General features: G+C 37.1%; 23 protein-coding genes and 1 other annotated feature (1 of these 24 running past the window's edge). Of the genes, 10 read left to right on the forward strand and 13 right to left on the reverse strand.

The features are described 5' to 3' along the window. Positions 1 to 2 precede the first annotated feature (2 nt). Both FYJ79_RS12470 and FYJ79_RS12475 read right to left on the reverse strand, forming a co-directional pair. A complete protein-coding gene (locus FYJ79_RS12470; protein WP_229771270.1) occupies positions 3 to 257 on the reverse strand; it encodes a hypothetical protein in 255 nt (84 codons plus the stop codon). A gap of 31 nt (positions 258 to 288) precedes the next feature. Next, positions 289 to 525 carry a hypothetical protein gene (locus FYJ79_RS12475; protein WP_229771271.1) on the reverse strand — a complete coding sequence of 79 codons (237 nt, stop codon included), beginning with the start codon at positions 523 to 525 and terminating at the stop codon, positions 289 to 291. A 336-nt stretch (positions 526 to 861) separates the two neighbouring features. On the opposite strand from FYJ79_RS12475, the gene glmS reads away from it, so the two are divergent. From glmS to FYJ79_RS00360, 10 genes are all read left to right on the forward strand, one after another. Continuing rightward, positions 862 to 2,661 (forward strand): glutamine--fructose-6-phosphate transaminase (isomerizing), encoded by a 1,800-nt coding sequence (gene glmS, locus FYJ79_RS00315; protein WP_154514001.1) that lies wholly within the window; start codon positions 862 to 864, stop codon positions 2,659 to 2,661. 35 nt (positions 2,662 to 2,696) lie between these two features. Then, complete coding sequence (locus tag FYJ79_RS00320) at positions 2,697 to 4,046, forward strand: hypothetical protein (RefSeq protein ID WP_154514002.1); 1,350 nt, start codon at positions 2,697 to 2,699, stop codon at positions 4,044 to 4,046. A gap of 112 nt (positions 4,047 to 4,158) precedes the next feature. Next, positions 4,159 to 4,380, forward strand: coding sequence for a MobA/MobL family protein (locus FYJ79_RS12775; RefSeq protein WP_195836970.1), 222 nt, complete (start codon positions 4,159 to 4,161; stop codon positions 4,378 to 4,380). Next, positions 4,377 to 4,496 (forward strand): type II toxin-antitoxin system RelE family toxin, encoded by a 120-nt coding sequence (locus FYJ79_RS00330; protein WP_154514166.1) that lies wholly within the window; start codon positions 4,377 to 4,379, stop codon positions 4,494 to 4,496. Before FYJ79_RS12775 ends, FYJ79_RS00330 begins: the two co-directional genes overlap by 4 nt. A gap of 242 nt (positions 4,497 to 4,738) precedes the next feature. Further along, positions 4,739 to 5,092, forward strand: coding sequence for a hypothetical protein (locus tag FYJ79_RS00335; RefSeq protein ID WP_154514004.1), 354 nt, complete (start codon positions 4,739 to 4,741; stop codon positions 5,090 to 5,092). Between the two features lie 15 nt (positions 5,093 to 5,107). Further along, positions 5,108 to 5,593, forward strand: coding sequence for a polymorphic toxin type 37 domain-containing protein (locus tag FYJ79_RS00340; protein WP_154514005.1), 486 nt, complete (start codon positions 5,108 to 5,110; stop codon positions 5,591 to 5,593). Positions 5,594 to 6,449: 856 nt separating this feature from the next. Next, positions 6,450 to 7,688, forward strand: coding sequence for a hypothetical protein (locus tag FYJ79_RS00345; RefSeq protein WP_277637156.1), 1,239 nt, complete (start codon positions 6,450 to 6,452; stop codon positions 7,686 to 7,688). A gap of 393 nt (positions 7,689 to 8,081) precedes the next feature. Beyond that, the gene (locus FYJ79_RS00350; protein ID WP_154514006.1) at positions 8,082 to 9,056 is read left to right on the forward strand and encodes an ABC transporter substrate-binding protein; all 975 of its coding nucleotides are present in this window, start codon (positions 8,082 to 8,084) and stop codon (positions 9,054 to 9,056) included. Positions 9,057 to 9,081: 25 nt separating this feature from the next. After that, positions 9,082 to 10,008 (forward strand): ABC transporter permease, encoded by a 927-nt coding sequence (locus tag FYJ79_RS00355; RefSeq protein WP_154514007.1) that lies wholly within the window; start codon positions 9,082 to 9,084, stop codon positions 10,006 to 10,008. Beyond that, positions 10,001 to 10,795 carry an ABC transporter ATP-binding protein gene (locus tag FYJ79_RS00360; protein ID WP_154514008.1) on the forward strand — a complete coding sequence of 265 codons (795 nt, stop codon included), beginning with the start codon at positions 10,001 to 10,003 and terminating at the stop codon, positions 10,793 to 10,795. Before FYJ79_RS00355 ends, FYJ79_RS00360 begins: the two co-directional genes overlap by 8 nt. 54 nt (positions 10,796 to 10,849) lie before the next feature. On the opposite strand, the gene greA is transcribed toward FYJ79_RS00360, so the two are convergent. From greA to alaS, 11 genes are all read right to left on the reverse strand, one after another. Further along, positions 10,850 to 11,326: a transcription elongation factor GreA gene (gene greA / locus FYJ79_RS00365; protein WP_154514009.1), complete on the reverse strand. Its 477-nt coding sequence runs from the start codon at positions 11,324 to 11,326 to the stop codon at positions 10,850 to 10,852. A 39-nt stretch (positions 11,327 to 11,365) separates the two neighbouring features. Further along, positions 11,366 to 11,992, reverse strand: coding sequence for a uridine kinase (gene udk / locus FYJ79_RS00370; protein ID WP_154514010.1), 627 nt, complete (start codon positions 11,990 to 11,992; stop codon positions 11,366 to 11,368). Further along, positions 11,985 to 13,238 (reverse strand): U32 family peptidase, encoded by a 1,254-nt coding sequence (locus FYJ79_RS00375; protein ID WP_321043413.1) that lies wholly within the window; start codon positions 13,236 to 13,238, stop codon positions 11,985 to 11,987. Before FYJ79_RS00375 ends, udk begins: the two co-directional genes overlap by 8 nt. Continuing rightward, positions 13,222 to 14,139 carry a peptidase U32 family protein gene (locus tag FYJ79_RS00380; protein WP_154514012.1) on the reverse strand — a complete coding sequence of 306 codons (918 nt, stop codon included), beginning with the start codon at positions 14,137 to 14,139 and terminating at the stop codon, positions 13,222 to 13,224. The genes FYJ79_RS00375 and FYJ79_RS00380 overlap by 17 nt, the downstream gene beginning before the upstream one ends. Further along, complete coding sequence (locus FYJ79_RS00385; RefSeq protein ID WP_154514013.1) at positions 14,136 to 14,735, reverse strand: O-methyltransferase; 600 nt, start codon at positions 14,733 to 14,735, stop codon at positions 14,136 to 14,138. Before FYJ79_RS00385 ends, FYJ79_RS00380 begins: the two co-directional genes overlap by 4 nt. 1 nt (position 14,736) lies before the next feature. Continuing rightward, positions 14,737 to 15,780 carry an endolytic transglycosylase MltG gene (gene mltG, locus FYJ79_RS00390; RefSeq protein WP_154514014.1) on the reverse strand — a complete coding sequence of 348 codons (1,044 nt, stop codon included), beginning with the start codon at positions 15,778 to 15,780 and terminating at the stop codon, positions 14,737 to 14,739. A gap of 98 nt (positions 15,781 to 15,878) precedes the next feature. Next, a complete protein-coding gene (locus FYJ79_RS00395) occupies positions 15,879 to 16,964 on the reverse strand; it encodes a lactonase family protein (protein WP_154514015.1) in 1,086 nt (361 codons plus the stop codon). 15 nt (positions 16,965 to 16,979) lie between these two features. After that, positions 16,980 to 17,285 carry a hypothetical protein gene (locus tag FYJ79_RS00400; RefSeq protein WP_154514016.1) on the reverse strand — a complete coding sequence of 102 codons (306 nt, stop codon included), beginning with the start codon at positions 17,283 to 17,285 and terminating at the stop codon, positions 16,980 to 16,982. A 5-nt stretch (positions 17,286 to 17,290) separates the two neighbouring features. Continuing rightward, complete coding sequence (gene ruvX, locus FYJ79_RS00405; RefSeq protein WP_154514017.1) at positions 17,291 to 17,716, reverse strand: Holliday junction resolvase RuvX; 426 nt, start codon at positions 17,714 to 17,716, stop codon at positions 17,291 to 17,293. Continuing rightward, positions 17,716 to 17,973: an IreB family regulatory phosphoprotein gene (locus tag FYJ79_RS00410; RefSeq protein WP_033163508.1), complete on the reverse strand. Its 258-nt coding sequence runs from the start codon at positions 17,971 to 17,973 to the stop codon at positions 17,716 to 17,718. Before FYJ79_RS00410 ends, ruvX begins: the two co-directional genes overlap by 1 nt. Before the next feature lie 66 nt (positions 17,974 to 18,039). Continuing rightward, positions 18,040 to 20,646 (reverse strand): alanine--tRNA ligase, encoded by a 2,607-nt coding sequence (alaS, locus tag FYJ79_RS00415; RefSeq protein ID WP_154514018.1) that lies wholly within the window; start codon positions 20,644 to 20,646, stop codon positions 18,040 to 18,042. 31 nt (positions 20,647 to 20,677) lie between these two features. Further along, positions 20,678 to 20,733: a binding site (T-box leader), on the reverse strand; it runs 135 nt beyond the window's last position.

Below are 20,733 nucleotides of genomic sequence, written 5' to 3' on the forward strand. Positions count from 1 at the left end.
CCTTAATTATCAAATATTCTTGAAGCAATATACTGATGAATATCCTCTTGGGGACTAATAACCTCATAAAAAGGCTTACGTTCATCAAGTCGCATAACATCTACACAACGCATATCACTAATCTGTAATCTGACATGCATCACTTTACCCTCACAAACAATCTCAATATCCTTCTGAAAACGTTCATCGACACCCTTGGAATCCTCTTTTAATGATGTACATGGCACAATCAACATCTTGACACCAAAATCTTTCACCACATAACACCAATGTCCATCCCTCAATTCCTTAGGGATAACCTCTTGAAAGATTAAAATAAGCAAGACTATGGACGACTGGACGTCTATTTAAATAATAGTAGATATGGTCTGGATTCTTACCTTTGGCTTTAGTGCAATAAAAGAATTCAAGTTCTTTTGTCATTTGTAATAGTGATTGAGCATATTTATCAGCATCATAACCTCCCTTCTTCTCCAATTGTCTTAATGAATGATGCAATAATTTTATATGTTCACTTGTACTCATAAAACTAACCCCCTCATATATATATTCGCTAGAAATACACAAATTTCTCACCTAAATTTTCATTTTTTTCGTCAAATTCAAGATACATATTTACATATTATGAAAAACACCTGAAAAGCCTTGTCAATTCAATATGTATTCCTATAATAGACAAGGCATGATGTTAATAAAGCATAGCGCCAGAACTCTTAAGAGTTGACGAGGACTAGATTGATCGAAAATTCGGCGGGTGATCTAGAGGCATAGTACTGCCTAAGCGATAAGCAAAAACGAGAAGTGATTCTCCAACAGATCTTATCAGGTACTCATCATGCTTAACACAAGGAGGAAATGAATATGTGTGGAATTACTGCTTATGTAGGCCATGGTGAAGCTCTCCCATTTTTAATGCAGGGCTTAGCCCATCTTGAATATCGTGGCTACGACTCTGCGGGCGTCACAATCTTAAACAAGAAGCTCACAACCGTGAAGAGAAAAGGAAGACTTGCGAATCTTGAAGAAGAATTAAAAAACTATGATATGACTGGTCATGTTGGTATTGGTCATACACGTTGGGCAACCCATGGTGTCCCATCTAACCTTAACTCTCACCCTCATACAAATGCGAAAAATACTTTATCAATTGTTCATAATGGTATTATTGAAAACTACAAAGAACTTAAGGAAATCTTGCTTTCTAAAGGTTATACTTTCCAGTCAGAAACAGATTCTGAAGTTGTTGTACAGGCACTTGACTACTTCTATGATGGGGACTTAATGGAAGCGATGATGAAAGTCTTGAACTGTATTGATGGTTCTTATGCATTATGTGCTATTTCAACAAATGAACCAGATCGTATTGTTGTAGCAAAGAAGGATAGCCCTTTAGTTATTGGTAAGACAAAGGAAGGGTATGTTGCGGCAAGCGATACACCTGCTCTTCTAGCTTATACTAAAGATGTGTATTTCTTAGGCGATAATGAACTTGCCTTGTTGACTGCTGATAGCTGTGATTTCTTTAGTCGTACAGGTGAAAGCATTACGAAAGAGATGACAACAATCCCCTATGATTTAGAAGCTGCTCAGAAAAATGGCTATGATACTTATATGTTGAAAGAAATTAATGAACAGCCTCATGTCATTAATGAAACATTAAGAGGTCGTCTTGATGGCCATACAGTGACTTTACCTAAACTTGATGGCATTGACTTCTCCACTTTCAATAAAGTCTATTTTGTAGCCTGTGGAACAGCCTACCATGCTTGTCTATGTGGGGCCAATATTCTTGAAAAAGCCACAAAGCTACCTGTTATGACACAGGTTGCATCAGAATTCAGATATAATGACCCAATCATTGATGAACATACATTATGTATCTTTGTCTCACAATCAGGAGAAACAGCTGATACCCTTGCTGCTTTACGTTTGGCCAACAAGAAAGGCTGTACAACAATCGCTATTGCCAATGTTTTAGGTTCAACAATTTCAAGAGATGCAAAGTATACACTCTATACAGCTGCTGGTCCTGAAATTGCTGTTGCATCAACAAAAGCTTATACAACCCAGCTTGTTTTATTAACACTGCTTGCTTTCTATATTGCTGAACGTCTCAACAAGCCAATTGATACAAAAGCCCTTGATCAGTTAAAGGACTTACCAATGTATGTTGAAAATATTATTAAGGACGAAGATATCTTTGCTTCCTATGCTGAATTATTAAGAAATCAACATGATTGTTATTTTATTGGTCGTAGTCTAGATTATGCATCCGTGCTTGAAGGTGCTCTTAAGCTTAAGGAAGTTTCTTATGTTCATGCCGATGCTTATATTGCTGGGGAATTAAAACATGGCCCTATCGCCCTTATTGAACCTGGTACAGTTGTCATTGCTGTTGCTACACAGCCTAATGTTGCAGCAAAGACAATTTCCAATATCCAGGAAACAATTGCGAGAGGTGCGGATGTCATTCTCTTTACAACCGATGATCAGGATGCTGAAGGCATTAAAAACAAATATAACTTACCTCATGTTGATCCACTTCTTACATCTGTCTTAGTGGCCATCCCACTTCAGCTCATCGCTTATCATACAGCAAAAATTAAAGGTGCTGATGTCGATAAGCCTCGTAACCTGGCTAAATCTGTTACTGTTGAATAATTCTTAAGGGTGTGTTCCAAAAGCGAGGTGATTTTATGAGTGATTATGAGATAGTTTGTCAGTTTCTTTCTAGTCAGTACGAGCAGGTAAATGGGTGTGATTTTTATAGAGATATTTTCCCAAATAATGAGAATGAGGGAGAATTAAATACAGATTTTAGTAAACCTAATGCGATTTACTTGTATCAAGATGAAAATAAGAAAATGAAAAGACGAGTGATGCTTAATGATACATGGGAAGAGGATTATATGAATTATATTGAGTGTAATTCAATGACCTTATGTGGTGGGTTGAGCTATAGAGGTAGAACCAATAAATTAGAAAACGCTCAAAGAATGCACGCTTTAATCTTTGATTTAGACGGTGTAGGGGAGAAAGAATTGGATAACATCATGTATTTAACAACTATGCCACCTAGTCAAATCCGTTCAATACCAATGCCAACTTACATCGTAGCAAGTGGGACAGGACTGCACTTATACTATGTATTCAAAGAACCGATAGACTTATATCCGAATGTCAAAGTACAGTTGAAGTCGCTAAAGTACGACCTTACTTTTAGGTTTTGGAATCCAACAGTCACTTCCAAAGAAAAGCAGATACAGTATCAGTCAATCAATCAAGGCTTTAGAATGGTTGGCAGCATAAATGGAAAACATGATACAGAAGTAGTTGCATTTAGAACTGGCGAGCGTGTAACTCTTGCTGATCTAAATGCTTATTGCGATAAAAAAGAGAATCAAGTTGATATAAATAAGCCATTTAGACCGTCAAAAATAACCAAAGAACAAGCAAAAGAGCAATATCCGGAATGGTATCAGCGTGTTGTTGTAGAGGGAGATAAAAGGCTTAAAAAATGGGATATTAAGGGCAAACAAGGATACGCACTTTATGAGTGGTGGCGAACTCATGTATCTCAAATCAAAGGTGGTCATAGATATTTTTATTTAATGTGCATGAGTATTTATGCCAGTAAGTGTGATGTGCCATTAAAAAAACTAAAAAAAGATATGGCAGAAGATTTTTTGATTGTTTCTAAGTCAAAGCATTCAAATCCGCTAACGGAAGATGACATGAAGTCAGCCTTAGAGATGTATTCAAGAGAATATTACAATTTCAAAATTGATGATATTGAAAAATTAACCGATATACGAATCGAACGAAATAAGCGGAACTATCGTAAGCAAAAAGACCATGTGAAGATGATGAACTTCGTTAGAGATGAAATTAATCAAAATACAACTTGGAATAAAATTGGTAATGGTCGAAAGCCAAAGAAAGATATTGTCGAAGAATGGAAAAAAAACAATCCTGATGGTAAGAAAATTGAGTGTCATAGAGATACTGGATTGAGCAGAGTAACTATAGATAAATGGTGGGGATAGAAGAATATTTTTTATAAAAAGCGCAAACAAAAGCAAAATCTCAGTCAGCTACTGAGGTTTTTTATCTGAGCGCTCCAACAGTTTGCGAAAGTAAGAAGCGTACGAGTATTTGGTGCCAGAACAGCAGATAGACCACCGCTCATATGCGGAACAGGGCATTGACCAGATACCGACCATTCACGATGGATATGCAAGTCGAGAGATACGAGAGAAGAACAATCTCATAAAACAACTTTCAGAACAGCTTAAGGAGTTGGGCGCAAGACTGAAAGAGAAAGGAGCGCATACCTTTGACAGAATCGGAGAACTATTACAGCGAAGCAGAAGTGCCTGAAGAGACTGATACAACACAGGATAGGAGACTATCGACTGCTGTGCGAGATAGAGGACGAAAGGCTTGTCATACTGGCACTGACGATAGGGCACAGAAGAGAGGTCTACAGAAGATAGGAACTTAGATGCTCTTAAAACGCTCAAATTTCGCATATGAGCCTCTTTAGGTGATAATAAGTAGATTTTCCTGAATAAAGACTTAATACTTCGTAAACTACTCCGACTCCTAGAAGTCGGAGTAGTTTACCTATCAAAACAATGTGTTTCTATATCTATTTTTTGAAAACTACATTTTTTGTTAAAATCTATAGATAGATATACTATAATTTATTTATATATTTTAAAGAAAGGGGATTAGTATGGATTATAAATCATTAGTGACAATTGATAAAAAGGATTTCAAATATTTCATAAGTCGGTTATATGATGAATACTTTGAAGATTATGTTTATGAAGTTCTTGGGGATGAAGATAATGAAAAATCTGTTGTTGTTTTATTTGAGGGGATGAATTACTGTATTAAGTTGTGCGAAAAATATGGATTTCATTTGCCTTTTAAGTCTATTAAAGAGTATTTTATTAATGATTTTGAAGATGGAGAAAATCTCTATAACAATTTAAATAAAAGGTACATAGAAGAAGATAAAATATATAATTATGAGAACAAGGATTTTAGAGAAAGGTTTACAAACGATGAATTGGTAGGAAAGTAGAAGAGAAGAAAAATTATGAAATTAATGAAAAAAGGCTTTTTTAGTATTTTAGTTATTGCTATATTGCTTGTATTTTCAATAAGTGTACCTAATAATAGATTTTCTCTTTTTACGACGGTTCAAGGAAAAAATGGTTTTAGCGAAAAACCTTCTAAGAAAAATGGCTATAACCCAGACAAGAAAACAAAAGGAAAAAAGAAGAAAAGAGCTCCTAAATCTAACGATTATGGATGGGCAGATGATAAAGGTAGAGTTTGGGTTCCAGATGGCAAGATGCACGGAGGAAAAGGATGGACAAGAGTATACAAAGATGGAAGTCATGATCATGTGTATACTAATGGAAAAGTACGAGTTCACAAAGCAAAAGGAAAAAAGAATCTTGCACAAAGAAATTATGCGGCAATGATTGCTGCTGGTATTTTAGTAGGCATCACTATTATTTCTCCTTTACCAGGTGATGAAGTTTTTGCATTAACTGCTGCCAAAATAGCCTTTGGATAATTTTTATTAATAAAAGACCACTTTTCACATAACAGACAAATATAGGTTTTAAGGAGCTTCTCAAAACATTTTCACTTAACTATTTGTTATACAATCCTGAATTTGATAGCTGAAATCAAAAAAGAATGGTAAATTTGGCAGTATAATCGCTATTTTTTCCATTCTTTTTATGTTTTAATTTCTCGTAATATTTTTTGTTTGTTTTATAATTTTTTTCATGTTTTTTTCCGATGTGATTTCATGGTTTGTTCTGAATCCAAATATCTCATGAAGTCTGTCTGTCAGATCCGTTTACTGAAGCGGATGTATTATCAGCACTTGAAGGATATGATAGCGGATGGTTTACGTATCCAATAAATAAAATGTCCTATCGAGCAGATATACGAATTGAGAGAAATAAAAGAAATTATCGTAAGTAATCACTACATTTGAGAATGGCGAAAAAGCCACCTGCATTCGAGATACCGGACTGGATAAAAAGACAGTGTACAAATGGTGGTAGAGAATTGAAAAATATTTTTTAATATGCTATCATCTTAGCTGAAAAAGGTTGCTAGTGCTCATGTGGCACAAAACAAAAACCCCAGGCGTGCGAGACCTGGGGTTTTCTATTCCGTTTGTGGCTAGGTGGCTTAAGCCTAAGGCTGGCTGTCCTTGCTATCTGTCCAACCATTTGCAGATGTAGTAGGCTACAATGCCTGCCAAGACGGATAGAAGAAAGGTCACTAGTAATTCGCTCATATGGCTTCACCTCCCTTCACTGCCATGTGTCGGGTGGGACAGCCCCTTTTTTCATACGATTATTTTCTTTAAATATGAAAAGATTTTGTTATAATATTAACTAGAGGTGATTTGAGTGGATGAAAAGAAAGTAAAAGATTTGACTGCCTACAATGAACGTTTTAATGAAGATCCAACAAGCTTCAACGATTTTCAGGCATCAGATTATGTAAAGGAACTAAAGAATCAAGGAAAGGAAGATCAAGCGATTGAAGTCGGTCGTACTTTTCTCGAACAGTGTCCTGAATTAAGTGGATATATCAATTACTATGGTTATGCCCTCTATAATCGTTATATCAATATTGATGACGAAAAGATTGCTGAAAATGAAAAACTTTTCTATGACATCCTTGCGGAAATCGCAAGCCATTGTCGCCAGGAAAGATATTCACCTTTAGAAGCAGCCATCAATAAAGCTATTAAGTATGAAAGCAAGAAAAATCCTGTAGATTATAAGAAATTATCTGATTTACTTGATAATCTTGATGCCCCTACTTTAGAAGACACACCATTTGTCAACAAAGAAGGAAAGGAATTTGAAAGTAAAAAGGAAAAATGGTATCGCATGAAGGTTCGTGCCCTTTATGAAATTGGCAATTATTCAGAATGCTTGAAGCAGGCTCAAATTGCTACTGGTTTACCTTTAAAGTGGCATTATAACAATCTCAACTGGGTACAGTATTATAAAGCAAGTGCGCTTGTTAAACTTGGTCGTTATGAGGAAGCTGAAAATATCTTTATTGCCTTAAAGGATAAATTCAGAGCTGTTAACTTCCAAGAAATTCTTTATGATCTTTACTTGCATACAGGTCGTGAAAATATCGCTTATACACAGCTTTTCTATGAATTCTTCCGTGACGGATTTAATTATGTCTTTATTGATTGTTACAAGAAAATCACTGAACTTGCTAAAGAAAAAGGTGAAGAAAAAGCCTATAAGCTTGGTAGTGCCATGATTAAGAAGTTAGAAGAAGAAAAAGAAAAGTCTTATGAGGTTGATGTTGATGTAAGTGAATATGACGCTTATAGTGCAAGCTATCTCTATGATCTGTTCTATAATGAAATCATGAGACATTTAAATCGATATATTGAAAGACATGAAGGTCGCGTTGTTTACTACAATGCTGCTAAGAGATTCGGTTCGATTGGCTTACCTACAGAAGAAGATAACCTGTTCTTCCTTCAGGGAGATTATATTTACGATGATCAAGAAGTTGATCGTGGTGATACTGTGGAATATTCAGTTATTAAGACATTTGATAAGAAAAAGCAAACTCCAAGCTCTAAAGCTGTTCTTATCAGAACAATCTATTAAACAATGGTGTTCACACCATTGTTTTTTTCTTTTGCTCTTTGTCGCTTTTTTAGAAATATTAGGAATATATTCACCTTTTTTATAATTTCATTGACAAAGAAGCATACTTTAGACATAATGTTGTTATATTTAAAAAGACAGAGAAGTGACAGAGTACGGATTTTGTGGCATAAGAGATATTACGGTTGGTGCAAGTAATACGCAAGAGATCCCGAATTCACCACGGAGTTGGTACCTCAAAAAGGTAGTCCGGTTTATGGCCGTTAACCCATAAAGGTTGTAATAACCTAGTGAGATTACTTGTGTGAGCAGGTGATGAACTAGAGGTGGTAACGCGTGGATTCGCCCTCTTGGACGGATCTTTTTTGTTTTTTAGAAAGAAGAGGGAAATATATGAAAAAAGTATTAAGTGGTTTACTTGTGGCAGGACTTATGCTGACTGGTTGTGGTGGGGGTTCCACAACAAAGAAAAAGTCAGATGTCAAGATTTCAGTCATCCAGTATATGCAGCATGATGCATTAGATGCCACACTCAAAGGCTTCAAAGAGGAACTTGCGAAAAATGGCTACAACAAAGATAAGATTGTTGTCAAGAATGCTTCAGGTGATGCAAGTAACTGTGAAACAATTGCTGAACAGCTCGTCAACAGCAATCCTGATTTGATTTATGCCATTGCGACACCTGCTGCTCAGGCTGTTGCTAAAAAGACACAGGATATTCCTGTTGTTGTTTCAGCGGTCACTGATCCAGCAAGTGCTAAACTTGTCAAATCTAATAAAAAACCTGGCACAAATGTTACCGGTGCTTCTGATTTAACACCAGTTGCTGATCAGATGAAACTCTTAAAGCAGTTATTACCTAATGCTAAGAATGTTGCCATTATGTATACAGGTAGTGAAGCTAACTCAGAATTCCAGGCTGATATGGCTGTTAAGGAAGCTAAGAAGAATGGCTTAACACCTATCCGCAAGACAGTTTCTGATTCTAATGATATTCAGTCTGTTGCTCAGTCTATTAAAGCAGATGCTGTTTATGTACCAACTGATAACTTACTTGCTGCCAATATTCCTGCTGTCACTCAAATTCTTGATGAAGCTGGTATTCCTCTTATCTGTGGTGAAAAAGGCATGGTTGAAGCTGGCGGTCTTGCAACTTATGGTATCGACTATACAAACCTTGGTAAGATGGCAGGCAAGATGGCTGTCAAGATTCTTTCAGGCAAAGGCAAACCTGCAACAATGCCAATTGAATATCAGAGTGCTAAAGATTCTAAGCTGACAATTAATAGTGAAAAGGTAGAAAAATTAAAAGTAACAGTTCCTGATAGCTTAAAAGCTAAAGCTGAATTCGTTACAACAAAGAAATAAGTTTTGAAAAAGAGGTAATGATTTTATGACTTTTATTCTCGCTTTACAGGGGGCATTGAACCAGGGCGTTCTATGGTGCATTATGGCGCTAGGCGTCTATATTACATTCCGTTTATTGGATATTGCTGATTTAACAGTTGATGGTTCGTTCGCAACAGGAGGGGCTGTTGCAGCGGTGATTCTTGTTCATGGCGGTCATCCTGTTGTCGCTATACTGGCAGCCTTACTTGCTGGATGCGTAGCTGGACTCGTAACAGGTTTCTTACTTACAAAATGCCATATTCCAGCCATCCTTGCTGGTATCCTTTCTCAGATTGGTCTCTATTCCGTCAATTTACGTATCATGGGGAAATCTAATATTCCCCTTCTTGGTACGAAAAGTCTTTATGACTGGCATTATGATGTAGGCATCAGTACAACACAGGCTTCAATTGTCGTAGGAATCTTTGTAACTGTGCTTGTTGTGGCTTTGCTTTACTGGTTCTTTGGCACTGAAATTGGTAATGCTATTCGTGCTACAGGTAATAATGAAAATATGGTCAGAGCTGTTGGTGTCAATACCGATATGACAAAGATGATTGGGACTATTCTTTCTAATGGGCTGATTGCTTTATCAGGTGGTCTTGTGGCTCAGCAACAAGGTTATGCCGATGTCAAGATGGGAATTGGTGCAATCGTCATTGGCTTAGCTTCAATCGTTATTGGAGAAACCATCTTTGCGAAATTCTCACGTAATTTCATTGTTCGATTGTTCTCCATTGTTGTAGGCAGTGTCATCTATCGTTTCGTTATTGCCATTGTATTACAAATGGGCTTATCAACAGATGACTTAAAGCTTTTAACAGCGATCGTTGTTGCTATTGCTCTTGCTGTACCATACTTCCTTGCAAGAAATAGACAACTAGCGACATATAAGAGACTAACAAGTGAGGTGGATAAGAAAAATGCTTAAAATCAAGAATGTTTCCAAGACATTCAATCTTGGTACAATCAACGAAAAGAAAGCTCTCAAGAATATCAATCTCACACTTGAAGATGGTGACTTTGTAACAATTATCGGTGGTAATGGAGCTGGTAAATCAACCCTGATGAATATGGTTGCAGGTGTTTATCCTATTGACTGTGGTCATATCTATCTTGATGATGACGATATTTCCTTAGATCCAGAATATAAGCGTGCAAGTCGTATTGGCCATGTCTTCCAGGATCCAATGATGGGTACTGCTGCCGACATGAGCATTCAGGAAAATCTTGCCATGGCAGCAAGACGTGGTCAACGCCGAGGGCTTAGCTGGGGTGTTAAGAAAAGCGAACTTGATGATTATAAGAAAGAGTTGAAGAAACTAGGCTTAGGGCTAGAAACACGTATGACAAGCAAGGTTGGCCTTCTATCCGGTGGTCAGCGCCAGGCTATTACTTTGTTGATGGCGACATTGACAAAGCCTAAGGTTCTGCTTCTTGATGAACATACAGCTGCTCTTGATCCCGCAACAAGTTCAAAAGTCCTTATGCTGACAAATAAGATTGTTGATGAAATGCATCTCACGACCATGATGGTAACGCATAATATGCAGGATGCCATTGATGTAGGTAATCGTCTGATCATGATGTATGATGGTCAGATTATCTATGATGTGAAAGGTGAGGAAAAGAAAAAGCTCACAGTGAATGATCTCTTAAAGAAGTTTGAGGAAGCTTCAGGATCAGAATTTGTGAACGACCGTATGTTATTAGGTTAGAAAGATGGCTTCGGCCATCTTTTTAAATGCAAAAAAAATGAGGATTGCTCCTCATTATGCTTCATAGGAAATTGCTTTGATACGTACTTCGTAAGGCTTAGCAACACCGACAGATACAATTTCATTAATACCATGACCAATGATTGCTTTGGCGAGTGGACATTCATTTGAGATTTTGCCATTAAATGGATCAGTTTCAAATGAACCTACGATTTTATATGCGGCTTCTTTATTTTCATCTAAGCTTTCAATTGTTACGATTGCACCCATCTGTACTGTTGATTTATCAATATCAGCACTTTCGATAATCTTGGCATTTTCAAGCATGACTTCAATTTCTTTAATACGTGCTTCAATATGTGCCTGTTTATCTCTAGCTGCATCGTAATCAGCGTTTTCTGATAAGTCACCCTGGCTTCTTGCGAATGCGATTTCTTCAATGACTTTAGGTCTTTCTACTTCAATCAGATTTTTACGCTCATCTTCAAGCTTTTTCTTACCTTCGATAGTTAACTGTACTACATTATCCATGTGTTTCACCTCGCTTTTGTAAATATAGCATACTTCTTTTTATTTATCAACAATTGACCTAATCTTTGTCACCAACAAGTCGATGGCAACAACATTCTCGCCACCATTAGGAATAATGACATGGGCATACTTCTTACTTGGTTCAATAAAAGCTTCATGCATTGGACGAACCGTTGAAAGATACTGATGACATACATTATCAAGAGTACGACCTCTTTCTTCAATATCACGTCTTAAACGGCGAATAAAACGAATATCACTATCCGTATCCACATAAACAAGAATATCGCACTGATTACGGACTTCCTCTTCTGCTAAGACAAAAATACCTTCCAAGATAATCACATCTCTTCCTTCAATAATTTCTGTCTTATCACTTCTTGTATGGGCACTATAGTCATAGATAGGCTTTTCAACATGTTCCTTATTTTTAAGACGCTTGAGCTGTTCGACAAGCAAGCCGGTATCAAAGGCAAAAGGATGGTCGTAGTTCGTCTTCAGACGTTCACTCATCGGTTTATCACTTTGATCCTTATAATAGTCATCCTGCTTCACAATGATGACTTTGTGCTTTCCCTTAAAAGCTTCACAGACCTTTCTTGCAATCGTTGTCTTGCCCGAAGCACTCCCTCCGGCAATTCCAATGATAATGGCTTTATTACTCATGTCTAACCTTCCTTCCCATATCATTTACATAAACTTTCTGACTGATTGGAATATAGAGAATTTCCATTGGATGATTAGCAACATCCACCTCTCTATTATCCTCATTATAAATCTTCTCAACAGTGAAATAAAGATTGGAGTGGTGGGGAGAGAATATTTCTATCTGATCACCTTTTTTGAAATAATTACGTTGTTCAATCTTCATCATATGTTTGTCTTCATCATAATCAATAACGCGCATTACAAATTCCTGTGTTGGATGTTCATCGCGGTTATTATAGAGCTGTTCATTTGCTTTAGGGTGGTCATAGAAAAAGCCTGTACAGAACGCACGATTAGCTGATTTCTCCAGTTCTTTTTCATACCAGTCACTTATTACGAAGTTGTCTGGATCAGCACAATAGGCATCAATAAGCTTACGATACGTAGAAACAACAGTAGCGATATAATGCAATGACTTCATTCGACCTTCAATCTTGAAGGAATCAATCCCACATTCAATCAATTCAGGAATATGATTCACTAAAGCCATATCCTTGCTGCCCATAGTATAAGGGACATCCCCTTCACCATTAACCTGTTTATCATCTTCATATAGATCATAATTCCAGCGACAACTCTGATTACATCCGCCCCTATTTGCATCACGTCTTGAGAAATAATTTGAAAGCATACAACGACCACTATAAGCAATACACATAGCTCCGTGAATAAAATATTCCAAATCAATATCAGGACATTTTTGACGAATGACCTTCACGTCTTCAAAAGTCGTTTCCCTCCCAAAGACAACACGGTCCATACCTAAATGCTGATAGAAACGAATAGCGGAGCTATTGAGCGTTGACATCTGGGTTGAGACATGCACTTCAAGAGAAAGATGCATGCTTTTGGCAAGCATCATGATATAGGGATCAGCAACAATAATTGCATCAACACCAATATCATCAAGTGCCTGTAGATAATCCTTAATGCCCTCTAGATTATCATTATGAAGAATGATATTACATGTTACATGAACATCACTATTGTGCTGATGGGCAAAATTGACGCCTTCTCGAATATCTTCTAATGAGAAGTTACTTGCAGCTGAACGCAAGGAGAATTCCTTGCCACCAAGAAAGACGGCATCCGCACCATAGAGCACAGCAATCTTTAATTTTTCTAAATTACCTGCTGGCGCCAGCAATTCAGGTTTCTTTACGATGACACGTTTGCCATCAATCATTTTACTGATTTCTTTCACTTGCATCCCTCCGTTTCACATCTTCGAGATGATAGATTGTTGCTTCATCAATAAAACCACGATCCATAGGAATATTAAGCTGATGTAAGAGCTGTTCGTATTCTTTGACATATTTGCCATACAATAAGTCATCAAGATGAGCCAATGTATCACTATAGGCATGAACAGTTTCAATTGCTTCACTTGGTGACATGAAGAGTGTTTCGATATAAAGATAATCAAAGTCTCTGACCTGCTTTAATAAATCAAGCATCATTAATCTTGTCTGGGAATAGATTGTTGTGCCACGTTCATCCTCATAGGCATAACATGTAAAATCAAGGCCCTGGGGTTTTATTGTGAGGACACCAGGTTGATGGTTAAGCACTTTTCCACTTGCCTCTTCATAGTTAGAAATGAGCGCCCGTTTAGAGCTCATCATATACTGTACCCCGGCAATTTGTAGCATCAAAGGGATATTGGTATGATGTTTTATATCAAGCTGTTCTGCTAAAGGGATGACATTAGCCACAAAGGCACTTGTCACACCTGCTGTTGATAAAGTATTAAGTGTATTAGGATTCGTATTGAGTGTTTCAGGGTTATACATCATATCGAAATGATAGCCCTTTTCACGCACATACTCCAATACACCAAAGTCCTGAAATATCAGGCCATCTATTGATAATCCTGACAGGGCATCTATATGGGCAAACAAGCCGTCTAATTCATGTTCGTCATAGAGGCCATTGACCATCACATAGAGATGCTTTACCCGCTTTTGAAGGGCTTCAATCTCTTCAAGAGAGAAATGTTCTGTTGTATATGTCCCATATTCTCCAGCAACAATAAACATCTCGACACCCATATCAAGATAATCACTTAAATAATCACAATTGGTTATATGTAATGCTAGTTTCATTCAAAATCCTTTCTTGTAATAATACAAATACCATCACCAATCTCACGATATTCAACATCATAAAGATCATTATTTTTAATCCAATCTCTAAAACGTTTAATCTTACGCACTAGTGCTCTTGTATTTCTATTTCTAATATGATCAATATCATAAATCATACCATGAAAATCTAAATTATCGACAAAGACAAAACCATCCTTCTTGACATAGGGAATATATTTCTCAAAGAATTTCTGATATTGGGCTTTAGCTGCATCAATGAATAGACAATCATAGGGTGCTGCTTGTAATTCTTCTGTCGACATTAATAATGCGTCATCATGATGAAGAATAATATGGTCATCCTGATGATAATCATGAATATTTTGATGGGCTTCTAAATATCGTTCATCATCACGTTCAATCGTTTCCACTTTGAGATTATCTACATTATTGACCATCATTAATGCCGAATAGCCAATTGCGGAACCAATCTCAAGAACAGTTGAAGACTGATGTTTTAATAGCTCACTAATAAGTTCTTCAAGACCTGCTCTTTGCATGATGGGAATATCACGATCTAATGCTGATTGTTCTAAATCTTCTAAATATTTCATCTTAATACCACTTATATTTCTTAATTGCTTCCTGGTGTTCCTGATAGGTCTTGCTGTAAACAACAGTGCCATCCTTTTTCGCAAAGAAGTAGAGATAGTCACTCTTGGTATAGTTAAGAACACCTTTGATTGTTTTGTCCTGTACGCTTGCGACTGGGCCTACAGGCAGACCTTTATTGAGATATGTATTATATGGCGAAGGTGTTTTCAACATATCACTTGTCACCTTGACTCCTGTTCTGCCTAAGGCATAGTTAATAGTAATATCTGAACCTAAAGGCATATTCTTATTGAGACGGTTGATAAAGACGCCAGCAATAGGGCTAATGTCTTTGTCATAGAGAGTTTCTTTTTCAACAATTGAAGAAAGTGTTAAGAATTGATGCATCGTAAATCCACTCTTAGAAATCTGGTCTTTATAGACTGTTAAGTGCTGATCCATAGTATCAAGCATCTTTGTTGTGATTTCATCAAGGGTAGGCTTTGAAGCATTAATATAATATGTTTCAGGATAGAGATAGCCTTCTAATGGATAAAGCAAAGAAGGATTTGTTATATCTGCTTCATTGATAAACCAATACTTATTGGATAAGGTCTTAAGATAATTGATATCCTTCCATTGATTAAGAACAGTTGTCTGATCAGTTTTAAGTAACTTAGCAACCTTTGTCGCAATCTGGGGAATCGTTTCACCTTCCGTGATCGTCAAGACACCATTGGCAATATACTTCTTATCACCAGTAGAAAGAATCTTAAAGATCTTTTTGACATCCATATTTGTATTAAGACGATAAGCATTACTTTTAAGCTCAGGCTTTTCTAAACGCACATAGAGCTTAGTCGCCATTTTATTCTTCAAGAGACCTTTAGCATCAAGTTCATTTAATACCGTGGATGCATTCGTCCCTTTCTTGACTTCAACAACAACATTCTTACTCTTGTTTGAAACAGCCTGAATCCCTGTCTTATAAAAAAGCACACCACCAATCACTGCTATGACAATGATAAGTAGGATGGCAATGATAATTTTTGTGATTTTCTTCATATCATATTCTCCTCAATAATCATCTTTCGTTATCCGATTATAGCATATTCTTTCCCATTATCCTCATTTTTCCTCAAGAAAAGACGGATTTCTCCGTCTTAGACAACACGTAAATTTTCTGCTCCCTTAGCAATACATGTAGGAGCATGAAGGGCATAAGCTGAATGTGTTTCAAAAAGAATACCACGCTTCTCATTTTTTCTGATTTCAAAGCTTTCAACACTGCCACCCTGTTTACTAACAACAACAAGCCAACGATCTCTAAAGATTTCCAAGGCGACTGGTCCAGCATCCGTCTCAATAAGATCCTTACGCTTTAATAAACCATCATCCCCTCTTTCAAAGAGAACAATAGTATCATCACCTTTATTTGTCACAGCGATATATTGATTATCTTCTGTCATAACAATATCAGTTGGGACATTGACACCTTCAAAATCTTCTTTGATATAGGTAAGCTTTTCTTCTAATAATGTGAAATGTCCATCATGATAGGCATATGTAGTAATTGTTGAGGCAATCTCATTGATACAGTAGGCATATTTCTTGTCTTTAGAGAAGATCATCTTGCGAGGTCCCGTCCCTGGATTGGTCTTCAATGTACGTTCAAGATCTTCTTGAAGATAACCTTTTTCATTAAGTGTATAGACATGAATTGTATCTCCACCCATATCCAGTACAACAACATATTTGTCATCGGGCGTAAAAAGGATCTGTGAAGGATGACTTTCTGTCTGCTTAATAGGATCAATTCCCTTGCCTTCAAGCTTCTTTGTCTCACTGACACGTACAAGCTTACTTTTTAAAATAGGCATAGTAATGATTTCCCCATTATAATAGTCAATCGCATAAGCATGCGTTTTATCAGGGGAAACAATGACCTGTGTATAAGTTTTGCCTTCATTATGGACACGGGCAGCTAGACCTAACTGAAGTTCCATACAGGCATATTGCCAGACACCACCATCCGTTACTGCACCAGTACCATTACGATAAGTAATATACATCCAGCGTCCTGCTCTAGAGAGGGCAATTGGATTGGCCAAACTCTTGACAAAAGACTTCTTGATGAGTTCACCATTATTGACATTCAAATAAAATGAATAGATTCCACGATCCACTTCTGTCCCATCACAACCAATAAAAAAGATATCAACAGTTTTTGTACGATTAAAAAGTCCCATTGTATTCTCCTCTTTCTAGAATGATGCATGGGGGCAATCTTCACAGCTAGGACACTTCTCTTCATCACAGACACAATTATGACAATGATCTGTTGTTCTTTCATCCTGGTGTAAATAGCGCGCAAAGATATCCTGCATTTCTTCCATTTCTCCATTCGTTAAAGGAAAAAGATGACCTTCGTCATCTATTCTTGCAGAAATGACTTCATCCCCATTATTCTCATCCATAAATAGAATATAGTGCTTATCCCCAATATCATGTTTCAATAAAATAGAACAATGATGTAATTGGTGAGAGGCATCATAGAAGTTAAAGTGCATTTCTCTCACTTCCTATTACGATCTAAATAACCTTGAAGAATCTCAACAGCAGCCATCTTATCAACAACTTGTTTACGTTTTTTACGTGAGACATCCCCAAATAAAAGATTATTCGTGGCAATAACTGTTGTTAAACGTTCGTCTTCTAGAATAACTTCTACATCCATCATATCTTCGAGGCGTTTCTTAAAATCAATGGAAATCTGGGCACGTTCTCCCAGATCCCCATTCATGTGCTTTGGTAAGCCAAGAACAATCGTATGAATATCATTTGCTTCTACGATTTCTTTGATATGTTTCGCACAATTCTTATAGGCGTCAGGCTGTGGGAAGCGATATGTCTCTACTCCATGTGCAAGCATACCTAAGGCATCACTCATCGCAATGCCACAAGTACGTGAGCCTAAGTCCAAGCCAAGAATCTTTTCCATTATTCTGACTCCAAGTAGAACTTTACAAGTTCTTCAATAATTTCATCACGATCGATTTGTTGGATGATGGAACGTGCATTCTTGTGAGAAGAGATATAGGCTGGATCGTTAGAGATAAGATAGCCAGCTATCTGATGAACTGGATTATATCCTCTTTCTTCTAGTGCCTGGGCGACTGTATTCAGATTGGAATGAATGACTTCACGTTTCAATTCTTCTGAATTAAAGACTCTTGTCTGTGTAAAATCTTTTCCCATATAATCAACTCCTCTTGTTTTACCTATACCACATTTTATACTAATTCTAAAGAAAATACTAGGATTTTACATTTTAGATTTAATCAATTCCACAGCTTCATTGATTTTATCTAAATTCTCACAGCCACCCTGTGCCATATCTGGCTTACCACCACCACGGCCATTTAAAATTGGGTTGATTGCTTTGACTAAATCGCCCGCTTTAAGCTCTTTAGTAAGATCTTTTGTCACACCTACATAATAGCTATTTTTGCCTTCAAATGTTGATGTCATTAAGACAACACCATGACCTAAGCTATCACGATAATCAAAGCATGACTGTTTAGCATCCTTAGGATTCTTTTCAACATGAACGTAGAGGAATTTCTTACCATTCACTTCTTCAACATCTTGCGCTTTGGCTTTAGCTTCTAAGCTATTGAGCTTAGCTGTAAGCTTTTCGATTTCTTTTTGAGCAGCGTTGTAATGCTGAACTAATTCTTCGACTTTCTCAAATGTTGAAGCTCTGTTTTTCAATTTCAGTACTTCAGCTATCTTAGTGACTGTTTCTTCTTCCTGCTTAAGTGCTTCATAAGCAGCTGTTGAAGTTACTGCTTCAATTCTTCTTACCCCTGAACCAACTGATGTCTCCATCAGAATCTTGAAGAGACCAATATGGCTTGTATTCGCAACATGGCAGCCACCACATAATTCAATAGAGAAATCTCCCATTGAAACAACACGAACTTCATCCCCATATTTTTCATCAAATAAAGCTGTTGCACCTTTCTTCAAAGCTTCATCTTTAGGCATAATTTCTGTATCAACAGGAATACCGGCAAAGATTTCTTTATTGATTAAGGCTTCAACTTCCTTCAGTTCAGCTTCTGTCATTTTAGCTGGATGTGTAAAGTCGAAACGCAAACGTTCACTATCGACATAACTACCTGCCTGAGCAACATGTTCACCCAAAACCTTCTTTAAGGCAGCATCTAATAAGTGTGTTGCTGAGTGATTGTTTTCAATTAAAGCACGTTTCTTCTGATCAACTTTCAAAGTGAATGTATCGCCCACACGAATAGCGCCTTTTTCAATAGCGACAAAATGAAGGTGCTGTCCATTTGGGGCATTCTTTGTATCTGTGACTGAGGCATATGTGTCTTCATTTTCAATAACACCAGTATCACCGACCTGGCCACCCATTTCGCCATAGAAGCTTGTTGTATCAAAGATGACTTCACCTTTTGATGTGATTTCATCACACTTAACACCATTTTCAAAGACACCAATAACTTTGGCAGTTAATGGGGCATCATCATATGTAAATGATGATGGTTCTGTGAAGTCCATCAAATCTGCTTTCTGTGAAGCGAATGACTCTAAGTCACCACGGGCATTTCTTGCTCTTTCCTGCTGGAGACGCATTTCTTCCTGGAAGCCTTCTAAATCAACTGCGAAGCCTTTTTCTTCGGCAATTTCTGTTGTTAATTCTACTGGGAAGCCATATGTATCATAAAGCATGAAGGCTGTCTTACCATCAATAAGCTTTTCATCAGCCTGATCCATAAAGTTCTGAATACGCTTTTCACCCTGTGTTAATGTCTTCGCAAAAGCTTCTTCTTCCTTCTTCACAGCAGCTTTAACGAACTCTGCCTTTTCTGGTAAATAGTCATAGAATTCCTTCATAATATCTACAACAACATCCACAAGTTCATATAAGAAAGCATGATCAATACCTAAGCTTCTTCCATAACGTACCGCTCTTCTTAAGATACGACGAAGAACATAACCACGTCCTGCTTTATCAAACATTGCCCCATCACTTAAGGCAAATGTTACCGTACGAATATGATCGGCAATCACACGATATGCCATTTTGTTATCTTCATACTTGACATTACACATTTTTTCTGTTGCATGAATGATTGGTAAGAATAAGTCGGTATCAAAGTTAGTTTCACCACCCTGAATAATTGAAACAAGTCTTTCAAGACCCATACCTGTATCAATATTCTTATGTGGTAATTCTTTATATTCGCTTCTAGGAATAGCTGGATTACAGTCAAACTGTGAGAAAACGATATTCCATACTTCAACATATCGATCATTTTCTAAATCTTCATGCAATAAGCGAATACCAATATGATCTGGGTCGAAAGCTTCCCCACGGTCATAGAAGATTTCTGAATCAGGACCACCAGGACCTTCACCGATTTCCCAGAAGTTATCATCTGTCTTCCACATATGTGAGGGATCAACACCACATTCCTCTGTCCAGATACGATAAGCATCTTCATCATCTGTATAAACAGTTACATAAAGCTTATCCTTATCCATATTGATCCAGTCTTCACCAGTTAAGAATTCCCAGGCAAAATGAATTGCTTCTCTTTTAAAATAATCCCCAATCGAGAAGTTACCCAGCATTTCAAAGAAAGTATGATGTCGAGCTGTCTTACCGACATTCTCAATATCATTTGTACGAATAGATTTCTGTGCATTCGCAATACGATTGCTGGCAGGCTTTTCTGTGCCATCAAAGTATTTTTTTAATGCCGCAACACCGGCATTGATCCAAAGTAATGTAGGATCATTATGGGGAATTAAACTTGCCCCAGGTTCAATCATATGACCTTGACTCTTAAAATAATCAAGGAACATTTGTCTTGTCTGATTACCAGTTAGTTTTTTCATAAGTCCTCCTCAAATAAAAAAGCCGCTCCTAAAAAGGAACGACTTCATCGTGGTACCATCCTTGTTCACAGTATTTCTACTGCCTCT

Source organism: Sharpea porci (assembly GCF_009695655.1).
Classification (GTDB): Bacteria; Bacillota_I; Bacilli_A; order Erysipelotrichales; family Coprobacillaceae; genus Sharpea; species Sharpea porci.

Coding starts and splice junctions, on each gene's coding strand:
- FYJ79_RS12475 (WP_229771271.1), bottom strand. CDS start 525: ATGAGTACAAGTGAACATATAAAATTATTGCATCATTCATTAAGACAA.
- glmS (WP_154514001.1), top strand. CDS start 862: ATGTGTGGAATTACTGCTTATGTAGGCCATGGTGAAGCTCTCCCATTT.
- FYJ79_RS00320 (WP_154514002.1), top strand. CDS start 2,697: ATGAGTGATTATGAGATAGTTTGTCAGTTTCTTTCTAGTCAGTACGAG.
- FYJ79_RS00335 (WP_154514004.1), top strand. CDS start 4,739: ATGGATTATAAATCATTAGTGACAATTGATAAAAAGGATTTCAAATAT.
- FYJ79_RS00340 (WP_154514005.1), top strand. CDS start 5,108: ATGAAATTAATGAAAAAAGGCTTTTTTAGTATTTTAGTTATTGCTATA.
- FYJ79_RS00350 (WP_154514006.1), top strand. CDS start 8,082: ATGAAAAAAGTATTAAGTGGTTTACTTGTGGCAGGACTTATGCTGACT.
- FYJ79_RS00355 (WP_154514007.1), top strand. CDS start 9,082: ATGACTTTTATTCTCGCTTTACAGGGGGCATTGAACCAGGGCGTTCTA.
- FYJ79_RS00360 (WP_154514008.1), top strand. CDS start 10,001: ATGCTTAAAATCAAGAATGTTTCCAAGACATTCAATCTTGGTACAATC.
- greA (WP_154514009.1), bottom strand. CDS start 11,326: ATGGATAATGTAGTACAGTTAACTATCGAAGGTAAGAAAAAGCTTGAA.
- udk (WP_154514010.1), bottom strand. CDS start 11,992: ATGAGTAATAAAGCCATTATCATTGGAATTGCCGGAGGGAGTGCTTCG.
- FYJ79_RS00380 (WP_154514012.1), bottom strand. CDS start 14,139: ATGAAACTAGCATTACATATAACCAATTGTGATTATTTAAGTGATTAT.
- FYJ79_RS00385 (WP_154514013.1), bottom strand. CDS start 14,735: ATGAAATATTTAGAAGATTTAGAACAATCAGCATTAGATCGTGATATT.
- mltG (WP_154514014.1), bottom strand. CDS start 15,780: ATGAAGAAAATCACAAAAATTATCATTGCCATCCTACTTATCATTGTC.
- FYJ79_RS00395 (WP_154514015.1), bottom strand. CDS start 16,964: ATGGGACTTTTTAATCGTACAAAAACTGTTGATATCTTTTTTATTGGT.
- FYJ79_RS00400 (WP_154514016.1), bottom strand. CDS start 17,285: ATGCACTTTAACTTCTATGATGCCTCTCACCAATTACATCATTGTTCT.
- ruvX (WP_154514017.1), bottom strand. CDS start 17,716: ATGGAAAAGATTCTTGGCTTGGACTTAGGCTCACGTACTTGTGGCATT.
- FYJ79_RS00410 (WP_033163508.1), bottom strand. CDS start 17,973: ATGGGAAAAGATTTTACACAGACAAGAGTCTTTAATTCAGAAGAATTG.
- alaS (WP_154514018.1), bottom strand. CDS start 20,646: ATGAAAAAACTAACTGGTAATCAGACAAGACAAATGTTCCTTGATTAT.